The sequence below is a fragment of the Arthrobacter sp. 05T410 genome (genome assembly GCF_056396505.1).
On record NZ_JBFTLP010000005.1, the window covers coordinates 184,292 to 198,327 of the forward strand.

The 14,036-nt window shown below is 67.0% G+C and carries 16 protein-coding genes, 1 other RNA gene and 1 riboswitch; of the genes, 11 read left to right on the forward strand and 6 right to left on the reverse strand.

Translation table 11 applies throughout. From position 1 onward, the window contains the following. The first annotated feature begins 61 nt into the window (after nt 1-61). The 11 genes from hisN (at nt 62) to AC1DFR_RS09650 (ending at nt 8,226) form a co-directional block, all read left to right on the forward strand. Nucleotides 62-892, forward strand: a complete 831-nt coding sequence (gene hisN / locus AC1DFR_RS09600; RefSeq protein ID WP_028277489.1) for a histidinol-phosphatase — start codon at nt 62-64, stop codon at nt 890-892. 77 nt (nt 893-969) lie between these two features. After that, nucleotides 970-1,083, forward strand: a riboswitch (SAM riboswitch). Nucleotides 1,084-1,117: 34 nt separating this feature from the next. Continuing rightward, nucleotides 1,118-2,557: an aminotransferase class V-fold PLP-dependent enzyme gene (locus tag AC1DFR_RS09605; protein WP_476858858.1), complete on the forward strand. Its 1,440-nt coding sequence runs from the start codon at nt 1,118-1,120 to the stop codon at nt 2,555-2,557. Nucleotides 2,558-2,638: 81 nt separating this feature from the next. Beyond that, nucleotides 2,639-3,433: a class I SAM-dependent methyltransferase gene (locus AC1DFR_RS09610; RefSeq protein WP_476873194.1), complete on the forward strand. Its 795-nt coding sequence runs from the start codon at nt 2,639-2,641 to the stop codon at nt 3,431-3,433. Between the two features lie 167 nt (nt 3,434-3,600). Beyond that, nucleotides 3,601-4,887 (forward strand): Nramp family divalent metal transporter, encoded by a 1,287-nt coding sequence (locus AC1DFR_RS09615; protein ID WP_476848814.1) that lies wholly within the window; start codon nt 3,601-3,603, stop codon nt 4,885-4,887. A 16-nt stretch (nt 4,888-4,903) separates the two neighbouring features. Continuing rightward, the gene (locus AC1DFR_RS09620) at nt 4,904-5,617 is read left to right on the forward strand and encodes a metal-dependent transcriptional regulator (protein ID WP_079553023.1); all 714 of its coding nucleotides are present in this window, start codon (nt 4,904-4,906) and stop codon (nt 5,615-5,617) included. Then, nucleotides 5,618-6,067 carry a fluoride efflux transporter FluC gene (locus tag AC1DFR_RS09625; protein ID WP_476848813.1) on the forward strand — a complete coding sequence of 150 codons (450 nt, stop codon included), beginning with the start codon at nt 5,618-5,620 and terminating at the stop codon, nt 6,065-6,067. Beyond that, nucleotides 6,067-6,435, forward strand: coding sequence for a fluoride efflux transporter FluC (locus tag AC1DFR_RS09630; RefSeq protein WP_230007707.1), 369 nt, complete (start codon nt 6,067-6,069; stop codon nt 6,433-6,435). The genes AC1DFR_RS09625 and AC1DFR_RS09630 overlap by 1 nt, the downstream gene beginning before the upstream one ends. Before the next feature lie 87 nt (nt 6,436-6,522). Next, complete coding sequence (locus AC1DFR_RS09635; RefSeq protein ID WP_028276038.1) at nt 6,523-6,894, forward strand: hypothetical protein; 372 nt, start codon at nt 6,523-6,525, stop codon at nt 6,892-6,894. A 47-nt stretch (nt 6,895-6,941) separates the two neighbouring features. Next, nucleotides 6,942-7,076 (forward strand): hypothetical protein, encoded by a 135-nt coding sequence (locus AC1DFR_RS09640; protein ID WP_018775274.1) that lies wholly within the window; start codon nt 6,942-6,944, stop codon nt 7,074-7,076. Between the two features lie 301 nt (nt 7,077-7,377). Then, a complete protein-coding gene (locus tag AC1DFR_RS09645) occupies nt 7,378-7,842 on the forward strand; it encodes a DUF6325 family protein (protein ID WP_223916098.1) in 465 nt (154 codons plus the stop codon). Between the two features lie 39 nt (nt 7,843-7,881). Further along, nucleotides 7,882-8,226 carry an SHOCT domain-containing protein gene (locus AC1DFR_RS09650; RefSeq protein ID WP_476873195.1) on the forward strand — a complete coding sequence of 115 codons (345 nt, stop codon included), beginning with the start codon at nt 7,882-7,884 and terminating at the stop codon, nt 8,224-8,226. A 142-nt stretch (nt 8,227-8,368) separates the two neighbouring features. Here the strand turns inward: AC1DFR_RS09650 and ssrA are convergent. The 6 genes from ssrA to prfB all read right to left on the reverse strand — a co-directional run bounded on the left by ssrA (nt 8,369) and on the right by prfB (nt 13,893). Beyond that, nucleotides 8,369-8,737, reverse strand: a transfer-messenger RNA (tmRNA) gene (gene ssrA / locus AC1DFR_RS09655). A 111-nt stretch (nt 8,738-8,848) separates the two neighbouring features. Then, nucleotides 8,849-9,319, reverse strand: a complete 471-nt coding sequence (gene smpB / locus AC1DFR_RS09660) for an SsrA-binding protein SmpB (RefSeq protein WP_026266743.1) — start codon at nt 9,317-9,319, stop codon at nt 8,849-8,851. Between the two features lie 102 nt (nt 9,320-9,421). Further along, nucleotides 9,422-10,825 carry a M23 family metallopeptidase gene (locus AC1DFR_RS09665; protein WP_243181320.1) on the reverse strand — a complete coding sequence of 468 codons (1,404 nt, stop codon included), beginning with the start codon at nt 10,823-10,825 and terminating at the stop codon, nt 9,422-9,424. Nucleotides 10,826-10,851: 26 nt separating this feature from the next. Further along, on the reverse strand, nt 10,852-11,766 hold the full coding sequence (ftsX, locus tag AC1DFR_RS09670) for a permease-like cell division protein FtsX (protein WP_028276034.1): 915 nt from the start codon (nt 11,764-11,766) through the stop codon (nt 10,852-10,854). Next, a complete protein-coding gene (ftsE, locus tag AC1DFR_RS09675; protein ID WP_043435207.1) occupies nt 11,763-12,584 on the reverse strand; it encodes a cell division ATP-binding protein FtsE in 822 nt (273 codons plus the stop codon). Before ftsE ends, ftsX begins: the two co-directional genes overlap by 4 nt. A gap of 193 nt (nt 12,585-12,777) precedes the next feature. Then, entirely contained in the window at nt 12,778-13,893 is a 1,116-nt protein-coding gene (prfB, locus tag AC1DFR_RS09680) for a peptide chain release factor 2 (RefSeq protein WP_223916104.1), read from the reverse strand. Between the last annotated feature and the right edge of the window lie 143 nt (nt 13,894-14,036).

Here is a 14,036-nt window from a genome sequence, read left to right on the forward strand (position 1 = left end):
GGCGGCGGCGCCGAGCCGCGGCCTCCCGCCCGGCAGCCCGGTTTGACGGTAGTTTGGAACCATGAGCCAACCCGCTTCGAGCTACAACGATGACCTGCGCCTTGCCCATGTACTGGCAGATTCGGTCGATTCCCAGACCATGAGCCGCTTCAAGGCGCTCGACCTTCGGATCGAGACGAAGCCCGACCTCACACCCGTCACCGATGCCGACAAATCCGCGGAAGAGGCCATCCGCGGCCAGCTCTCCCGGTCACGTCCGCGTGACGCGGTCCTGGGCGAAGAGTTCGGCAGCTCGGGCCACGGTTCCCGCCGGTGGATCATCGACCCGATCGACGGCACGAAGAACTTTGTCCGCGGCGTCCCGGTCTGGGCCACCCTGATCGCCCTCGTCGATGAGGGCGAGCCGGTGGTCGGCGTCGTCAGCGCGCCGGCACTGGGCAAGCGCTGGTGGGCCGCCAAGGGTGCGGGCGCCTACACGGGCCGCTCGCTCGCCGCCGCCACACGGTTGAAGGTATCCAACGTCTCCAATCTCGAGGACGCCTCGCTGTCCTACTCCAGCCTTGGCGGCTGGAAGGAACGCGGGAACCTGGATGAGTTCCTGGGCCTGACCGAGGAAGTGTGGCGGACCCGCGCCTACGGTGACTTCTGGTCGTACTGCCTCGTGGCCGAGGGCGCCGTGGACATCGCCTGCGAACCCGAGCTGAATCTCTACGACATGGCCGCCCTGGTGCCGATCGTGACCGAGGCCGGCGGCCGCTTCACCTCGCTCGAAGGCGAGGACGGCCCCTTCGGCGGCAACGCCCTGGCCACCAATTCGATCCTGCACTCGGAAGTGCTCAAGCGGCTCAACCCCGGACTCGACGACCTCTTTCAGGCCCACCCGAACAACTGATCCGCGCCCGTAATAATCCGCTTCACAATCGGCGGCCGCCTTTTCCCCGGCTGCGCCGATGTCCTACGCTCGATGCAGGTCACGAGTGCCAGCGCTAAACCCCGGTTTGCTGGCCGGCAACCCTCCAGTCGCGGTGGGGTGCCCCGGGTGACGACCTGGCCGGTCCGGAACGGACCCGGCAAGCGCGGATTCCCACTGTGTGGGGTCCTGTTCGAGTGAGGTCCCATGACAACTGCCATTTTCCCCGTTGCCCCTGAATTCCATGCACGGCTTGCCCTCGCGGCCCGCCCGCTGGCAGCCGTCACCGGGGCCGAAATCCAGGCCCCGCTGATCACCGGCGGCCACGCGCGCTACGCCAACCTCGACTACGGCGCCTCCGCCCCGGCCCTGTCCGTGGTCTCGGCCTACCTGAACGAAATCCTGCCGTACTACGCAAGCGTGCACCGCGGGGCCGGCTACGCATCGCAGATCAGCACCTCCGTCTACGAGAACGCCCGGGACATCGTGCGGGACTTCGTGGGCGGCCGGCCCGGCGATTCCGTGATCTTCACGCGCAACACCACCGATTCCCTGAACCTGCTGGCCGGCTGCCTGCCGCTGCGCGACGGGCGGCCCGCGGGCGAGGTCCTCTACCTCGACATCGAACACCACGCCAACCTCCTGCCCTGGCAGAATGTCCCGCACCGCAGCGTCGTGGCCGCCGCCACCCTCGCGGCCACCGTGGACCGCCTGCGCGACGAACTCGCCCGCGGCGGCGTCAGCCTGTTGGCCGTCACCGGCGCCTCCAACGTCACCGGAGAGATCCTCCCGATCCGGACCCTGGCCGCACTGGCGCACGAATACGGCGCCAGGATCGTTGTCGACGCCGCGCAGCTCGCCCCGCACCGGCGGATCAATATCGCCGCGGACGACGTCGATTACCTCGCCTTCTCGGGGCACAAGCTGTACGCCCCGTTCGGCGCCGGCGTGCTGGTGGGGCGGACGGACTGGCTCGACGCCGGCACCCCGCACCTGGCCGGCGGCGGCGCGGTCCGCGATGCCCGGCTCGACTCCGTCAGCTGGACCACGGGACCTGCCCGGCACGAGGGCGGCTCGCCGAACGTCCTCGGTGCGGCGGCCCTCGCCCGCGCCACCCAGGTCATTGCAGCCCTGGACCCGGAGCAGTGGCAGGCCCACGAGGACGCCATCCGGTCCTTCCTCGTCGAGGGCCTCCAGGGCATCGAAGGGGTAACCGTGCACCGGATCTTTGCCGATTCGGCTTCCGATTCTTCCTCCGCTTCGTCCACTGGAGGCGATCAGCCGGACACCGGCACGATCGGCGTCGTGAACTTTTCCGTGGAAGGCTACGACGCCGGACTGGTGGCCGCCTACCTGTCGGCCGAACACGGCATTGGCCTGCGCGACGGCCGCTTCTGCGCCCACCCGCTGCTCAAGCGGCTCGGCCTGCCCGCCGGCTCCCTGCGGGCCAGCTTCGGCCTCGGCTCACGGCTGGAGGACGCCGAACGCCTGCTGGCCGGCCTGCAGCAGCTGCGGCAGAACGGACTCGGCTGGGATTACGTGGTGGACGCCGGCCGCTGGGTGCCGGCCAACGATACCCGCAGCTACCCCCACTGGGCGCCGAACACCCCGGGCACCGCCGGCGCTGCGCCCTGCACCCTCGACTAGCGCAGGATCAGGGCCCGGCGCGGGTGCGGTAAATTCGAAAGGTATCTGTAACAAGCAGGACCTTCCCGAAGGAGATCGCACGTGGCAAGCGCCGGACCCAGGCTCCACAGCGGACCCAAGCTGCACAGCGGACCGAAGCTGCACAGCGAGCGGCGCCAGGAACTCGGACAAAGCTTCCAGGACGGCGGGGAGCACTACGAGCGCGTCCGCCCCGGCTATCCGCAGGAGTCAGCCGACTGGCTGGTCCCGGCGGGAGCCAGGGACGCCGCGGACATTGGCGCGGGCACCGGGAAGTTCACCTCCCTTTTGGCGGAACGCGGACTGGGCACGGTGGCCGTGGACCCCTCTGCCGACATGCTCGGGCAGTTGCGCCGGACCCTGCCGGACGTCACCGCCATCGAGGGCAGCGCCGAGGACACCGGTCTCGAGCCGGAGTCCTTTGACCTGGTCACGGTCGCCCAGGCGTGGCACTGGTGCGACCCCGGCCTGGCAAGCGCCGAGATTGCCCGGATCCTGCGGCCGCACGGCGTGCTGGGTCTGATCTGGAACCAGCTGGACACCAGCGTGCCCTGGGTGCACCGGCTCTCCCGGATCATGCACGCCGGGGACGTCCACAAACCACACTTCCGTCCGGCCGTGGGCCCCGAGTTCACCGGGCTGGAGAGCCACCTGACGCGCTGGGAGGATTCCGTCACGACGGAGGACATCCAGGAGCTGGCCAAGTCCCGCAGCTACTATCTCGCGGCATCGGACTCCACCCGGGCCAAGGTCACCGCCAACCTCGCCTGGTACCTGCACGAGCACCTGGGACACATCCCTAGCGAGGTGCTCCGGCTGCCCTACCTGACCCAGACGTGGCGGGCCTTCCGGGCCTGATGCACGCTCACCCCGGATTCCCCCGGATTGCACGCAGCGCCCGCCGGGCTTATTGTTTCGGTATGCCTAATAAATTCTTATAGGCACACGAAACTTTGACACCGGCTGTTTTCCGGCCGGCGCCGATCATCGCGTCAACGCCGACGCGCCAATCACAGGAGCTGGCAGTGCTGGAGCTAACGGGACACGGGCAACCGGCGCAGGACGCCCCCACTTACAAACACCCGGGGGCCCGGAGGGCGCTGATCGGCCTGTTGGGACCGGCCTTCGTGGCGTCGATCGCCTACGTGGACCCCGGAAACGTGGCCGCCAACCTGACCGCCGGAGCGCAGTACGGCTATCTGCTGGTGTGGGTCCTCGTGGCCGCCAACGTCATGGCCGTCCTCGTCCAGTACCAGTCCGCCAAGCTCGGGATCGTCACGGGCAAGAGCCTTCCCGAAATCCTTGGTGAACGGCTCAAGCCGTTCTGGCGCCGCGCCTTCTGGGTGCAGGCCGAAGTTGTCGCCGCCGCCACCGATCTCGCGGAGGTGGTGGGCGGCGCAATCGCCCTGTACCTGCTTTTCGGCCTGCCCCTCCCCCTTGGCGCCGTGATTGTCGGCGCCGTGTCAATGCTCCTGCTCGCGGTCCAGGCCCGGCAGAAACAGCGGCCGTTCGAATTCATCATCATGTTCCTGCTCGGCATCATCACAGTCGGCTTCCTGGCCGGGCTGTTCATCAGCCCGCCCGATCCGGGGGCCGCCCTGGCCGGGCTCATGCCCGGCTTCCAGGGCCCGGACACCGTCCTGTTGGCCGCCAGCATGCTCGGGGCCACCGTCATGCCGCACGCCATCTACGTCCACTCGGCCCTGTCCCGGGACCGGCACCGGCCGGACGAACACCTGCATGTTCCCCCGGCGGCCATCGCGCGCCTGGTCCGGGCCACCCGGTTCGACGTCGTGGCCGCCCTCGCGATCGCCGGACTGGTCAACATCGGCATGCTGCTCCTGGCCGCCTCCACCCTCGGCGGCGAAGAAGGCACGGACACGATCGAGGGCGCGCACGCCGCCATCACCGCCAATCTCGGCCCGATCGTCGGCGTGATCTTCGCGGTCGGGCTGCTCGCCTCCGGCCTGGCATCGACCTCGGTGGGCTGCTATGCCGGCGGCACCATCATGCAGGGCCTGCTCAAGATCCGGATCCCCGTCATGGCCCGGCGCGTCGTGACCCTCATCCCCGCCGTCGTGCTGCTGGCGGTGGGCTTCGACCCCACCTGGGCGCTCGTCCTGAGCCAGGTGGTCCTCAGCTTCGGGATTCCCTTTGTCCTGGTCCCGCTGGTGGTGCTGACCAGCAACAAAGCCCTGATGGGCCGGTTCGCCGACGGCCCGGCCCTCCGAGTCGCCGCCATCATCAGCGTGGTGCTCGTCGTGGCTCTCAACCTGGTGCTGCTGTGGCTCACTTTCTCCGGAAGCAGCTGACGGTAGGCTTAGGTCTGTGAAGACCAGTACGCCCTCCTCCTCGATCGAGGACTACGTCAAGGTCATCTATTCGTTCACCGAGTGGCAGCGCAAGCCCATCACCTCCACGCAGCTGGCGCAGCGCCTGGGCGTCGCCAACTCCTCGGTTTCGGAAATGGTCCGCAAGCTCAAGGACCAGGGCCTCGTGGACCACAAGCCCTACAGCGCCGTCACGCTCACCAGCGATGGAGTCCGGCTCGCCCTGTCCATGGTCCGGCGGCACCGGCTGATCGAGACTTTCCTCGTCCGCGAGCTGGGGTACCGCTGGGACGAGGTCCATGACGAAGCCGAACTCCTGGAACACGCCGTCTCGGACACCTTTATTGAACGCATGGCGGCCAAGCTGGGGAACCCCACCCGGGACCCGCACGGCGATCCCATTCCGGCAGCCGACGGCTCGGTGCTGATGCCCGCCGCCCACCGCCTGAGCGAACTCGACGACGGCCACACCGGCCGGATCACCCGGATCAGCGACGAGAACCCGGAGCTCCTGCGCTATCTCGCCGCAGAGGACATCGACCTCGACGCCGAAGTGGAGGTGGTGGGCCGGCGTCCCTTCGGTGGCCCCATGGTAGTGCGGATCGGTTCCGCCGCGGCACCGCGCGAATTCGATTTCGCCGACGAGGTCGCCTCGGCCCTCTGGGTCCACAGCGATGCCGGGCACGCCGGCTGCAGCGTCACGGAGAGCTGAGTGAAGGGTGCGCTGGACGAGCGCCGGGCCGTGCCGCGCCCCGGCGTGCCGGGGTGGAAGGCCTGGTCCGCCGTCGCCGTCGGCGGGCTGATCGGAACCGAGCTGCGTTTCGGCGCCGGCCTGATTTTTCCCGAAAGCACCGGCGCGGTGCCGTGGACCACGTTGGCGATCAATGTCTCCGGGAGTTTCGTTCTGGCCACCCTGACCACTCTCTGGATCGCGCGGCCGCAGACGGCTTTCTGGCTGCGGGCCGGCATCGGCCCCGGCCTCCTGGGGTCCTTCACCACCTTTTCGGCGCTGGTGATCGCCATTGACCAGCAGATCCGCGGCGGCTTCCATGCCACGTGGCTGGCCTACCTCGGGCTCTCGCTGGTCCTGGGCCTCGGGGCGGCGGCGGCCGGCTGGAAAACCGGCAAGGCGATTGCAGACCTCCGCGGCGGTGCCCAATGATGACCGCGCTCGTGGTCGGGGCGTGCGGGGTGGCGGGAGCACTCCTGCGGTTCGCCGTCGACTCCTGGTTTGCGCACCATCAGGGCTCCCGACCGCACTGGCCCTGGGCGACGTTCACGGTCAACGTCGCCGGATCCTTTATCATCGGTTGGTCCGTCGGCCTGACCGGCCACCTGGAGCTGGGCACCGACTGGCACGCCGCGATCGCAACCGGTCTCGCCGGCGGCCTGACCACCTTCAGCTCATGGACCACCGCGACAGTCCGCCTGGTCAGCGAAGAGCGGTACCGGGCGGCGGCGCTCACCATCGGCGCGAACCTGCTCGTGGGGCTCGCGGCCGCCGCGCTTGGGCTTGCCCTCGCGGGCTGAAAACCTTAGCCCGCCGCCGGTGTGTCGAGGGTAACACCGGGGCGCCCTGGTGGCTTCGGGCCGCCGTCGTTCCCGTATCGTTGAAGGATGGTTACCCGACGTGAAGCAGCCCAGACCCTCGACATTCCCCTGGAAATGGCGCACCGTCACGGCATCCCGCCCCGGCTGTCCGAGGCCGAGCTGGGCGAGCTGCTGGACAACCCGCCGGCGTGGCTGGTCCAGTCCAAGGCAAACCGCACCGGCAAGCGGCCCGTCTGGGTCCAGCTCACCTGTGCCGTCTGCGGATTCTCCGAAGCGGCCCGGCCCAAAAAATGGTGGCCAGAGTTCACTTACGTCTGCTGCGTGCACCACGAGGCACGCGAGATCCCGGTGCTCGGGCCCGGGCTCGTGCGCAGTGTGTACGACGGCGTCGGCAGCCGTTTCGCAGGGATCGTGGACGCCGCCGTTCCCGAGGCGTAGCTTAAAAGACGGGGCTACCCCTGGCCCCTGCCGTGAGGGAGAGCACCATGCCTGACAAGACGCCGCACCAGAGCGTGTCGAAGAAGTCGGTTAAAACCATCAAGGAAAAACGGGCAGAGAAAAAGGCGAAACACATCGTTGATGCCCACACCGACCCAGTGGCACACATCAAGAAGCGCTGAAAAATCGAGAGGCCGGAAGCCGTTGCTTCCGGCCTCTTGTCGTGTTGCCCTGACACGTCCCGGCGGGCTGGTGGCTCACCCGAAATGGATGATGTGACAATCTCACGTTGGCGGTTGAGTGGTCTTGGGATCCGACCGAGAGGTCCTATTCCGGGGCATGTCCGCGACGCAGTTCCAACCGTTGAGCGGCGCGGGGCCCATCGGAATCATTCGACGCGGGTGGTGACGGCCCGGGGGGGGACCGCCCACACTAAGACCAGTGCGCCAGACAGCGTGCTCGACACAGACCGGAGGAATACCAGTGACAACCACACCGGAGACTGAGGCCCACGGGCCGGTCGACTTCGTACTCCTGGAGTTCCCCGTATCGGGACTGACGGGACGGGCGAGTGAGGAACTCGTTAAGCTCGTCGAGCAGGGCGTGATCCGCCTCTTCGATCTCCTCGTCGTCATGAAGAATGACGACGGATCTGTCGAGGTGCTCGAACTCACCGACCCAGGCGGTCCCGCGGCGGGGTTCTCCTACTTCGAGGGGGCCCGGACCGGGCTTTTGGGCGACGATGACATCGCCGAGGCCTCGGCCGCGCTGCTCCCCGGGACGGTGGCCGCGCTGATCGTCTACGAGAACACCTGGGCGGCACCGTTCGTGGCGGCCGTTCGGGACAGCGGGGGCGAACTCATCGCGAGCACGCGGATCCCTGCTCCGGACGTGATGGAAGCACTTGATGCACTTGACGCCGCCGCACCTCCGGTTGCCGACGCCTGAGACCTGACGCAGAACAAGAGATGTGAGAGGAAGAGAATTATGGGACTTCTTAGGGGTGTGGCACGGACGGCAGTCGTTGCCGGAACGGCTAGTGCAGTCAGCGGCCGCGTCCAGCGCCGCCAGGCCAACAAGTTTGCCGAGAAGGACGCCGCGACCGCGGCCAAGCAGCAGGAGGCCTACGATTCGCAGATGGCCCAGCAGGAACCACCGCCGCAGGCCTACCAGCAGCCGGTCTACCAGCAGCCACCACCCCCTCCCCCGGCTGCCGGCGGCATCTCAAACGAAGCCCTCGAACAGCTCAAGCAGCTCGGGGCGCTGAAGGAGCAAGGAATCCTCACCGAAGAGGAGTTTGCGGCCCAGAAGGCGAAGGTCCTCGGCATGTAGTGCCAAACAACTGGAAGGAGGAGGGAAGTGTCGGAAGACGCTTCCCTCCTCTTTGGCCTTAAGCACAAAACTCCCCGCCGACAGAAGCCGGCGGGGAGTTTCGTGAACCCAATACGGGGTGGAGCGCCGTTGCCGGGCCCCTATGTGGAGATGGGGGGAATTGAACCCCCGTCCGATGTCGTGTTGTCAGGGCTTCTCCGGGCGCAGTTTGCGTCGGATTTTCTCGGCCCCAGCCATGCTGCAAACAGCTGGCTGATCCGGGCCCAGTCATCTAAGAGTCCCGTTTACCCCGATGACGGAGGTAAACAGCAGTGGCTATCTAAATGACGCCAGGATCCGGGGCAATAGCAACCTCGGGCTGACGGACTGTCTTACTGCTTAGGCAGCGAGAGCGAAGTCAGTGCGTTTTGATTCGGCACTTATTGGTTTGCAGACAGCGTTTACGAGATAATTCTGCATCCTCGGCCCGCTTCACCTGTCGCGACTAACATCGTCGAAACCGATCATCCCCGTATTTTTTTATCAAACCCGGACCGGATACTTTCGGATCCTTCCCGGACTACCAATCATAACGCACCGCCTCCGGGAAACATTCCCGGGGACCGTGACAGCCTGCGACGCGCTAGCGGCGGTTGCGTTCGCGCATGACGCGCTGGGCCTCGCGCTTGTCCTGCTGTTCGCGCAGCGTCTGGCGCTTGTCGTATTCCTTCTTGCCGCGGGCGACGCCGATTTCGACCTTCGCGCGGCCGTCCACGAAGTACAGCTGCAGCGGCACGATCGTGAAGCCCGACTCGCGGATTTTGTGCGAGATCTTCGTGAGCTCTTCGCGGTGCAGCAGCAGCTTGCGGCGGCGGCGTGCGGCGTGGTTCGTCCAGCTCCCCTGGTGATACTCGGGGATGTGGATGCCCTCCATCCACAGCTCGTCGTTGTAGAACGTGCAGAAGCCGTCCACCATCGAGGCATGGCCCTCGCGCAGGGACTTCACTTCCGTGCCCATCAGCGCGATGCCGGCCTCATAGGTGTCAAGGACGTGATAGTCGTGCCGGGCCTTGCGGTTGGTGGCCACTACCTTACGGCCACTTTCTTTGGGCACGGTAGGACTCCTCGGTTTGTTGGTGGTTCACTCCGGCCAGGTGGTGCGGAGTCTTTCCAGTTTACGGCAGTGCGCCCGCCTCAGCGGATGGCCCGGGCCGGACTACAGCAGGTTCATCGGGTCCACGGCCCGGCCGTTGAGCCAGGTCTCGAAGTGCGAGTGGCAGCCGGTGGAGTTGCCGGTGGTGCCTGAATAGGCGATCAGCTGCCCCTGGTTGACGTGCTGGCCGACCGAGACCGCCACGGAAGTGTTGTGGTAGTAAATCGTGGTCAGCGAGTTGCCCTGGACCACCCCGTGGGAGATCTTCACGTTGTTGCCGCCGCCGTCGTTGGCCCAGCCGGCCGAGAAGACGGTGCCGGCAGCCGCGGCGTAGACGGGCGTGCCGCAGGCGGCACCGAAATCGATGCCGGTGTGCATGTAGCCGCCCTGGCCGTAGAAGTCGATGGTGCCCGGCGGCGTCGCCCGCCAGCCGAACCCGGAGGTGATCGGAATATTGCCGGGGAACGGGTGCTGCAGCCCGAAGGCCGACGGCGAGCCCTGGGCCGGCGGGACATATGGCTGGACCGCCTGTCCCTGCGCCCGGGCGGCGGCCGCCGCGGCCTCGGCAATGCGCCGCTGCTCGGCCAGCCAGGCCTCACGCAGCTTCCGGTCGCGTTCGGCGATCTCGGCGGCGACGGCGTCCTGTTGGGCCTTGACCTGGGCGAGCTGGTTCTGGATGCCGGGCTTGGCGGCCTGGAGTTGGGCGTCGAGCCGGGTGGTGTCGGCGATCAGCTTGTCCACGGCGGCCTTCTTGGCTGCGGCCTCGTCCCGGGCGGCCTTTTCCCGGGCCAGTGCGGCGTCGGCTTTGGCCTTGAGGTCGGTGATTTCAGCCTCGACGGCGGCCAGCCGGGCCTGCGCGTTGACGTTGGTGGCGCTCTGCTGGGTGAGCTTGTCCATCGCGGAGTTCTGGCTGCGCAGGGCCTGGTCCGCGAGGTCGATGGTGTCCGTCAGGCTGCTGCCCTGGTTCGAGCCGAAGAACAGGGACAGATTGGACGGGACGCCGCCGGACTTGTAGGCCTGCGTGGCGATCTGCCCGATCAGTTTCCGGGTGTCCGCGATCTTCTGTTTGTCGGCTTCCAGCTGCTGCGTGATTTTTGCCTTGTTCTGCTGCGCCAGGTCCACGCGGGCCGCGAGGGCCTGCACTTCCTGGACCGCTCCGGCCACCCGGCCCTGGGCGTCCGTGAGCGCCTGCTGGGCGCCGGGGAGCTGGCCCTGGTACAGGACCAGGTCTGCCGCAGCCTGGGCGATCTTGCCGTCCACGAATTCGAGGGAGTGCTGGACCCGGGCCGCCTCCTCGCGCAGCGCGGCCTGCTGGTCCTCAAGGTCGTCGGCGAATGCCGCCGGACTCGAGGCCCCCATGGTCCCGGCCAGGACCAGCGCCAGGGTGGCGCTGATCATCCGGCTGCGGCGCCCCACCAGGCGGAGCCGGAGGGATTGCCGGAGGGGGCGGCGGGCCATCGGTGTCATAAGCATTCCCTTTTCGTTGCGCAAAGCTAGACCCGCAAGTACCGGCGGAGGGTCAGCAGGGAGGAAATTCCGGCCAGGACAACGCCCAGGCCAATCAGGGCAGGTACCAGGATCAGGGTCTGCCCGGGCGAGATAAACGCGGTGTCCGGATACTGCTTGGACAGGACGCCTTCGAGGAAGAAGCGGGCCACGGCCCACAGGGTGCCGGACGCCAGGGCGGCACCGATCACCGCGGCGATCACGCCTTCGAGGATGAACGGGAGCTGGATGACCATCTTGGACGCGCCCACCAGGCGCATGATGCCTGTTTCCCGGCGGCGGCTGAACGCGGAGAGCCGGATGGTGGTTGCGATCAGCAGGATGGCGCAGATGATCATGACGCCGGCAATGCTCACGGCCACCAGGGACGCGGCGTTCATGGCCGAGAACAGCCGCTCCAACAGCTGCCGCTGGTCGATCACGGTTTCCACCCCGGCCTGGGAGGAGAAGGTCTCGCTGATGATTTCGTACTTCTCCGGGTCCTTCATGTTGATCCGGAAGGACGCCGGCAGCTGGTCCGGGGTCACGGAGTCAACGATCGGGGAATTGGAGAACTGTTCCTTGAAGTGCTTGTAGGCGTCGTCCTTGGACTCGTACTGGAAGTCGTTGACGTACTGCGCCACCGCGGGCGATTTCAGCAGCGTGCGCAGGTTGTCCTCCTGCTCCGGCGTCGCCGGACCGGTGGCGCAGCCGGGCGCCGTCGAACCGTCACTGCAGAGGAAGATGGCCACCTGGACTTTGTCGTACCAGTAGCCCTTCATCTGGTTGATCTGCAGCTGCAGCATGCCGGCGGCGCCGACGAAGGTCAGCGACACGAAGGTCACCAGGATCACGGAGATCACCATGGACAGGTTGCGGCGCAGGCCGCTGCCGATCTCGCCCAGGACGAATGCAAGCCTCACGCCTGGCCCTCCCCTGCGGTGCGGAACTCGGCGCGGGCTTCGGCACGCGAGCCGGCCCGGGGCGGGATAACTTGCGGCTGTTCGTCCCGTCCGCTGGCGTCGCGCAGGCGGCGCGACTGGCCCACGACGGGAATCATGGAGGTGTAGAGGGCCTTGGCCTCGTCGCGGATCACAACCCCGTTCTTCAGTTCCACCACCCGTTTGCGCATTTCGTTGACGATGTCGTCGTCGTGCGTGGCCATCACCACGGTGGTGCCGTTCTGGTTGATCTTGTCCAGCACGCCCATGATGCCCATCGAGGTGGTGGGGTCCAGGTTTCCGGTCGGCTCGTCGGCCAGCAGGATGCCGGGGCGGTTCACGACGGCGCGGGCGATCGCCACGCGCTGCTGCTCGCCGCCGGAGAGTTCGTGCGGGAGACGGTTTTCTTTGCCTTCCAGGCCGACGGTCTTCAGGACCTCGGGGACGGTGTCGCGGATGACGCTGCGGCTCTTGCCGATGACCTGCATGGCGAAGGCGACGTTGGCGAAGACGGTCTTCTGCGGCAACAGGCGGAAGTCCTGGAAGACGACGCCGATTCCGCGGCGCAGGCGCGGCACGCGCCAGCTGGAGATGTTCGCGACGTTCTGGCCGGCCACGTAGACGGCGCCGGAGGAGGCGCGGTCCTCTTTGAGGACCAGGCGCAGGAAGGTCGATTTGCCGGAGCCGGAGGCGCCGACGAGGAAGGCGAATTCGCCACGGTCGATCTCAAGGTTGATCGAATCCAGCGCCGGGCGCGCCTTCTGGTCATAGACCTTGGTGACATTTTCGAAACGGATCATGGCCCTTAGTACCCTGCAGGACATGGCCGCGAGGGCCCGGTTCTGCTGCCGGCGCAAGGGCTTTCGTTTGGGGGAAGTAGAGCTCCGGCCCCTCGACTATACGCACGGGTAACGGCGGAACCGCCGGAACGGCGGGGCGTGTCGCACGATTGTCAGCGACCTCCCAGTGGAGGTGCCCGGCCGGGCGCCGGGCCTACTTCTCGGCGTTGCGGTTGTCCGTCCGCCAGCGGATGCCGGCGTCGATGAAGTCGTCGATTTCGCCGTCGAACACGGCCGAGGTGTTGCCGACCTCGTGCTCGGTGCGGAGGTCCTTGACCATCTGGTACGGGTTCAGGACGTAGGAGCGCATCTGGTCGCCCCATGAGGCTTTGACGTCGCCGGCGAACGCCTTCTTCTCGGCGTCCTCCTGTTCCTTCTTCAGCAGCAGGAGCCGGGACTGCAGCACGCGCAGGGCGGCGGCGCGGTTCTGCAGCTGCGATTTTTCATTCTGCATCGACACCACGGTGCCGGTGGGGATGTGGGTCAGGCGCACCGCGGAGTCGGTGGTGTTGACCGACTGGCCGCCGGGGCCGGAGGAACGGAAGACGTCCACGCGGATCTCGTTGTCCGGGATGTCGATCGAGTCCGTCTGCTCGATCAGCGGGATCACTTCCACGGCCGCGAATGATGTCTGGCGGCGGCCCTGGTTGTCGAACGGGCTGATCCGGACCAGGCGGTGGGTGCCGGCCTCGACGCTGAGGGTGCCGAAGGCGTACGGCGCCTTGACCTCGAACGTGGCGGACTTCAGCCCGGCTTCTTCGGCATAGGAGGTATCCATGATGGTGGTCGGGTAGCCATGGCGTTCGGCCCAGCGCAGGTACATGCGCAGCAGCATTTCGGCGAAGTCCGCCGCGTCCACGCCACCGGCGCCCGCGCGGATGGTCACCACGGCTTCGCGCTCGTCGAACTCGCCGGAGAGCAGGGTGACGACTTCAAGGTCGGCCAGCGCCTTGCGGACCGATTCGAGTTCCGCGGCGGCGTCGGCCATGGAGTCGGCGTCGTCCTCGTCCTGGCCGAGCTCCACGAGGACCTCGAGGTCGTCGATCCTGGCCACGAGCTTGTTGAGCCGCTCAAGCTCGGTCTGCTTGTGCGAGAGCTTCGAGGTGATGACCTGCGCCGCGGCGGGGTCGTCCCAAAGATTGGGTTCACCGGCCCGCTCGCTGAGCTCGGCGATGTCTTCCTTGAGCGCCTCGACGTTCGAGACGTTCTCGATGGACGTGTAGGTGGCCCGCAGTGCGCGGATTTCAGCGGGAAAATCAATGTTTGCCATGGTTTTTTAAGCCTACGCTATGTGTCCTAGCCGCCCGACCCTGCCGGTTTCCCTATCACTTCGGGTTGCCCGATAGATGGTTGCCCTGTCACTTTGGGTTGCCCGACGGCCTGGTTGGCAGCATCTACTGACAGGGCAACCGG

What these genes read in the sequence shown, in the direction of transcription:
- hisN (WP_028277489.1), top strand. Translation starts at nt 62, where the DNA reads ATGAGCCAACCCGCTTCGAGCTACAACGATGACCTGCGCCTTGCCCAT.
- AC1DFR_RS09605 (WP_476858858.1), top strand. Translation starts at nt 1,118, where the DNA reads ATGACAACTGCCATTTTCCCCGTTGCCCCTGAATTCCATGCACGGCTT.
- AC1DFR_RS09630 (WP_230007707.1), top strand. Translation starts at nt 6,067, where the DNA reads ATGACCGCGCTCGTGGTCGGGGCGTGCGGGGTGGCGGGAGCACTCCTG.
- AC1DFR_RS09635 (WP_028276038.1), top strand. Translation starts at nt 6,523, where the DNA reads ATGGTTACCCGACGTGAAGCAGCCCAGACCCTCGACATTCCCCTGGAA.
- AC1DFR_RS09640 (WP_018775274.1), top strand. Translation starts at nt 6,942, where the DNA reads ATGCCTGACAAGACGCCGCACCAGAGCGTGTCGAAGAAGTCGGTTAAA.
- AC1DFR_RS09650 (WP_476873195.1), top strand. Translation starts at nt 7,882, where the DNA reads ATGGGACTTCTTAGGGGTGTGGCACGGACGGCAGTCGTTGCCGGAACG.
- AC1DFR_RS09665 (WP_243181320.1), bottom strand. Translation starts at nt 10,825, where the DNA reads ATGACACCGATGGCCCGCCGCCCCCTCCGGCAATCCCTCCGGCTCCGC.
- ftsE (WP_043435207.1), bottom strand. Translation starts at nt 12,584, where the DNA reads ATGATCCGTTTCGAAAATGTCACCAAGGTCTATGACCAGAAGGCGCGC.
- prfB (WP_223916104.1), bottom strand. Translation starts at nt 13,893, where the DNA reads ATGGCAAACATTGATTTTCCCGCTGAAATCCGCGCACTGCGGGCCACC.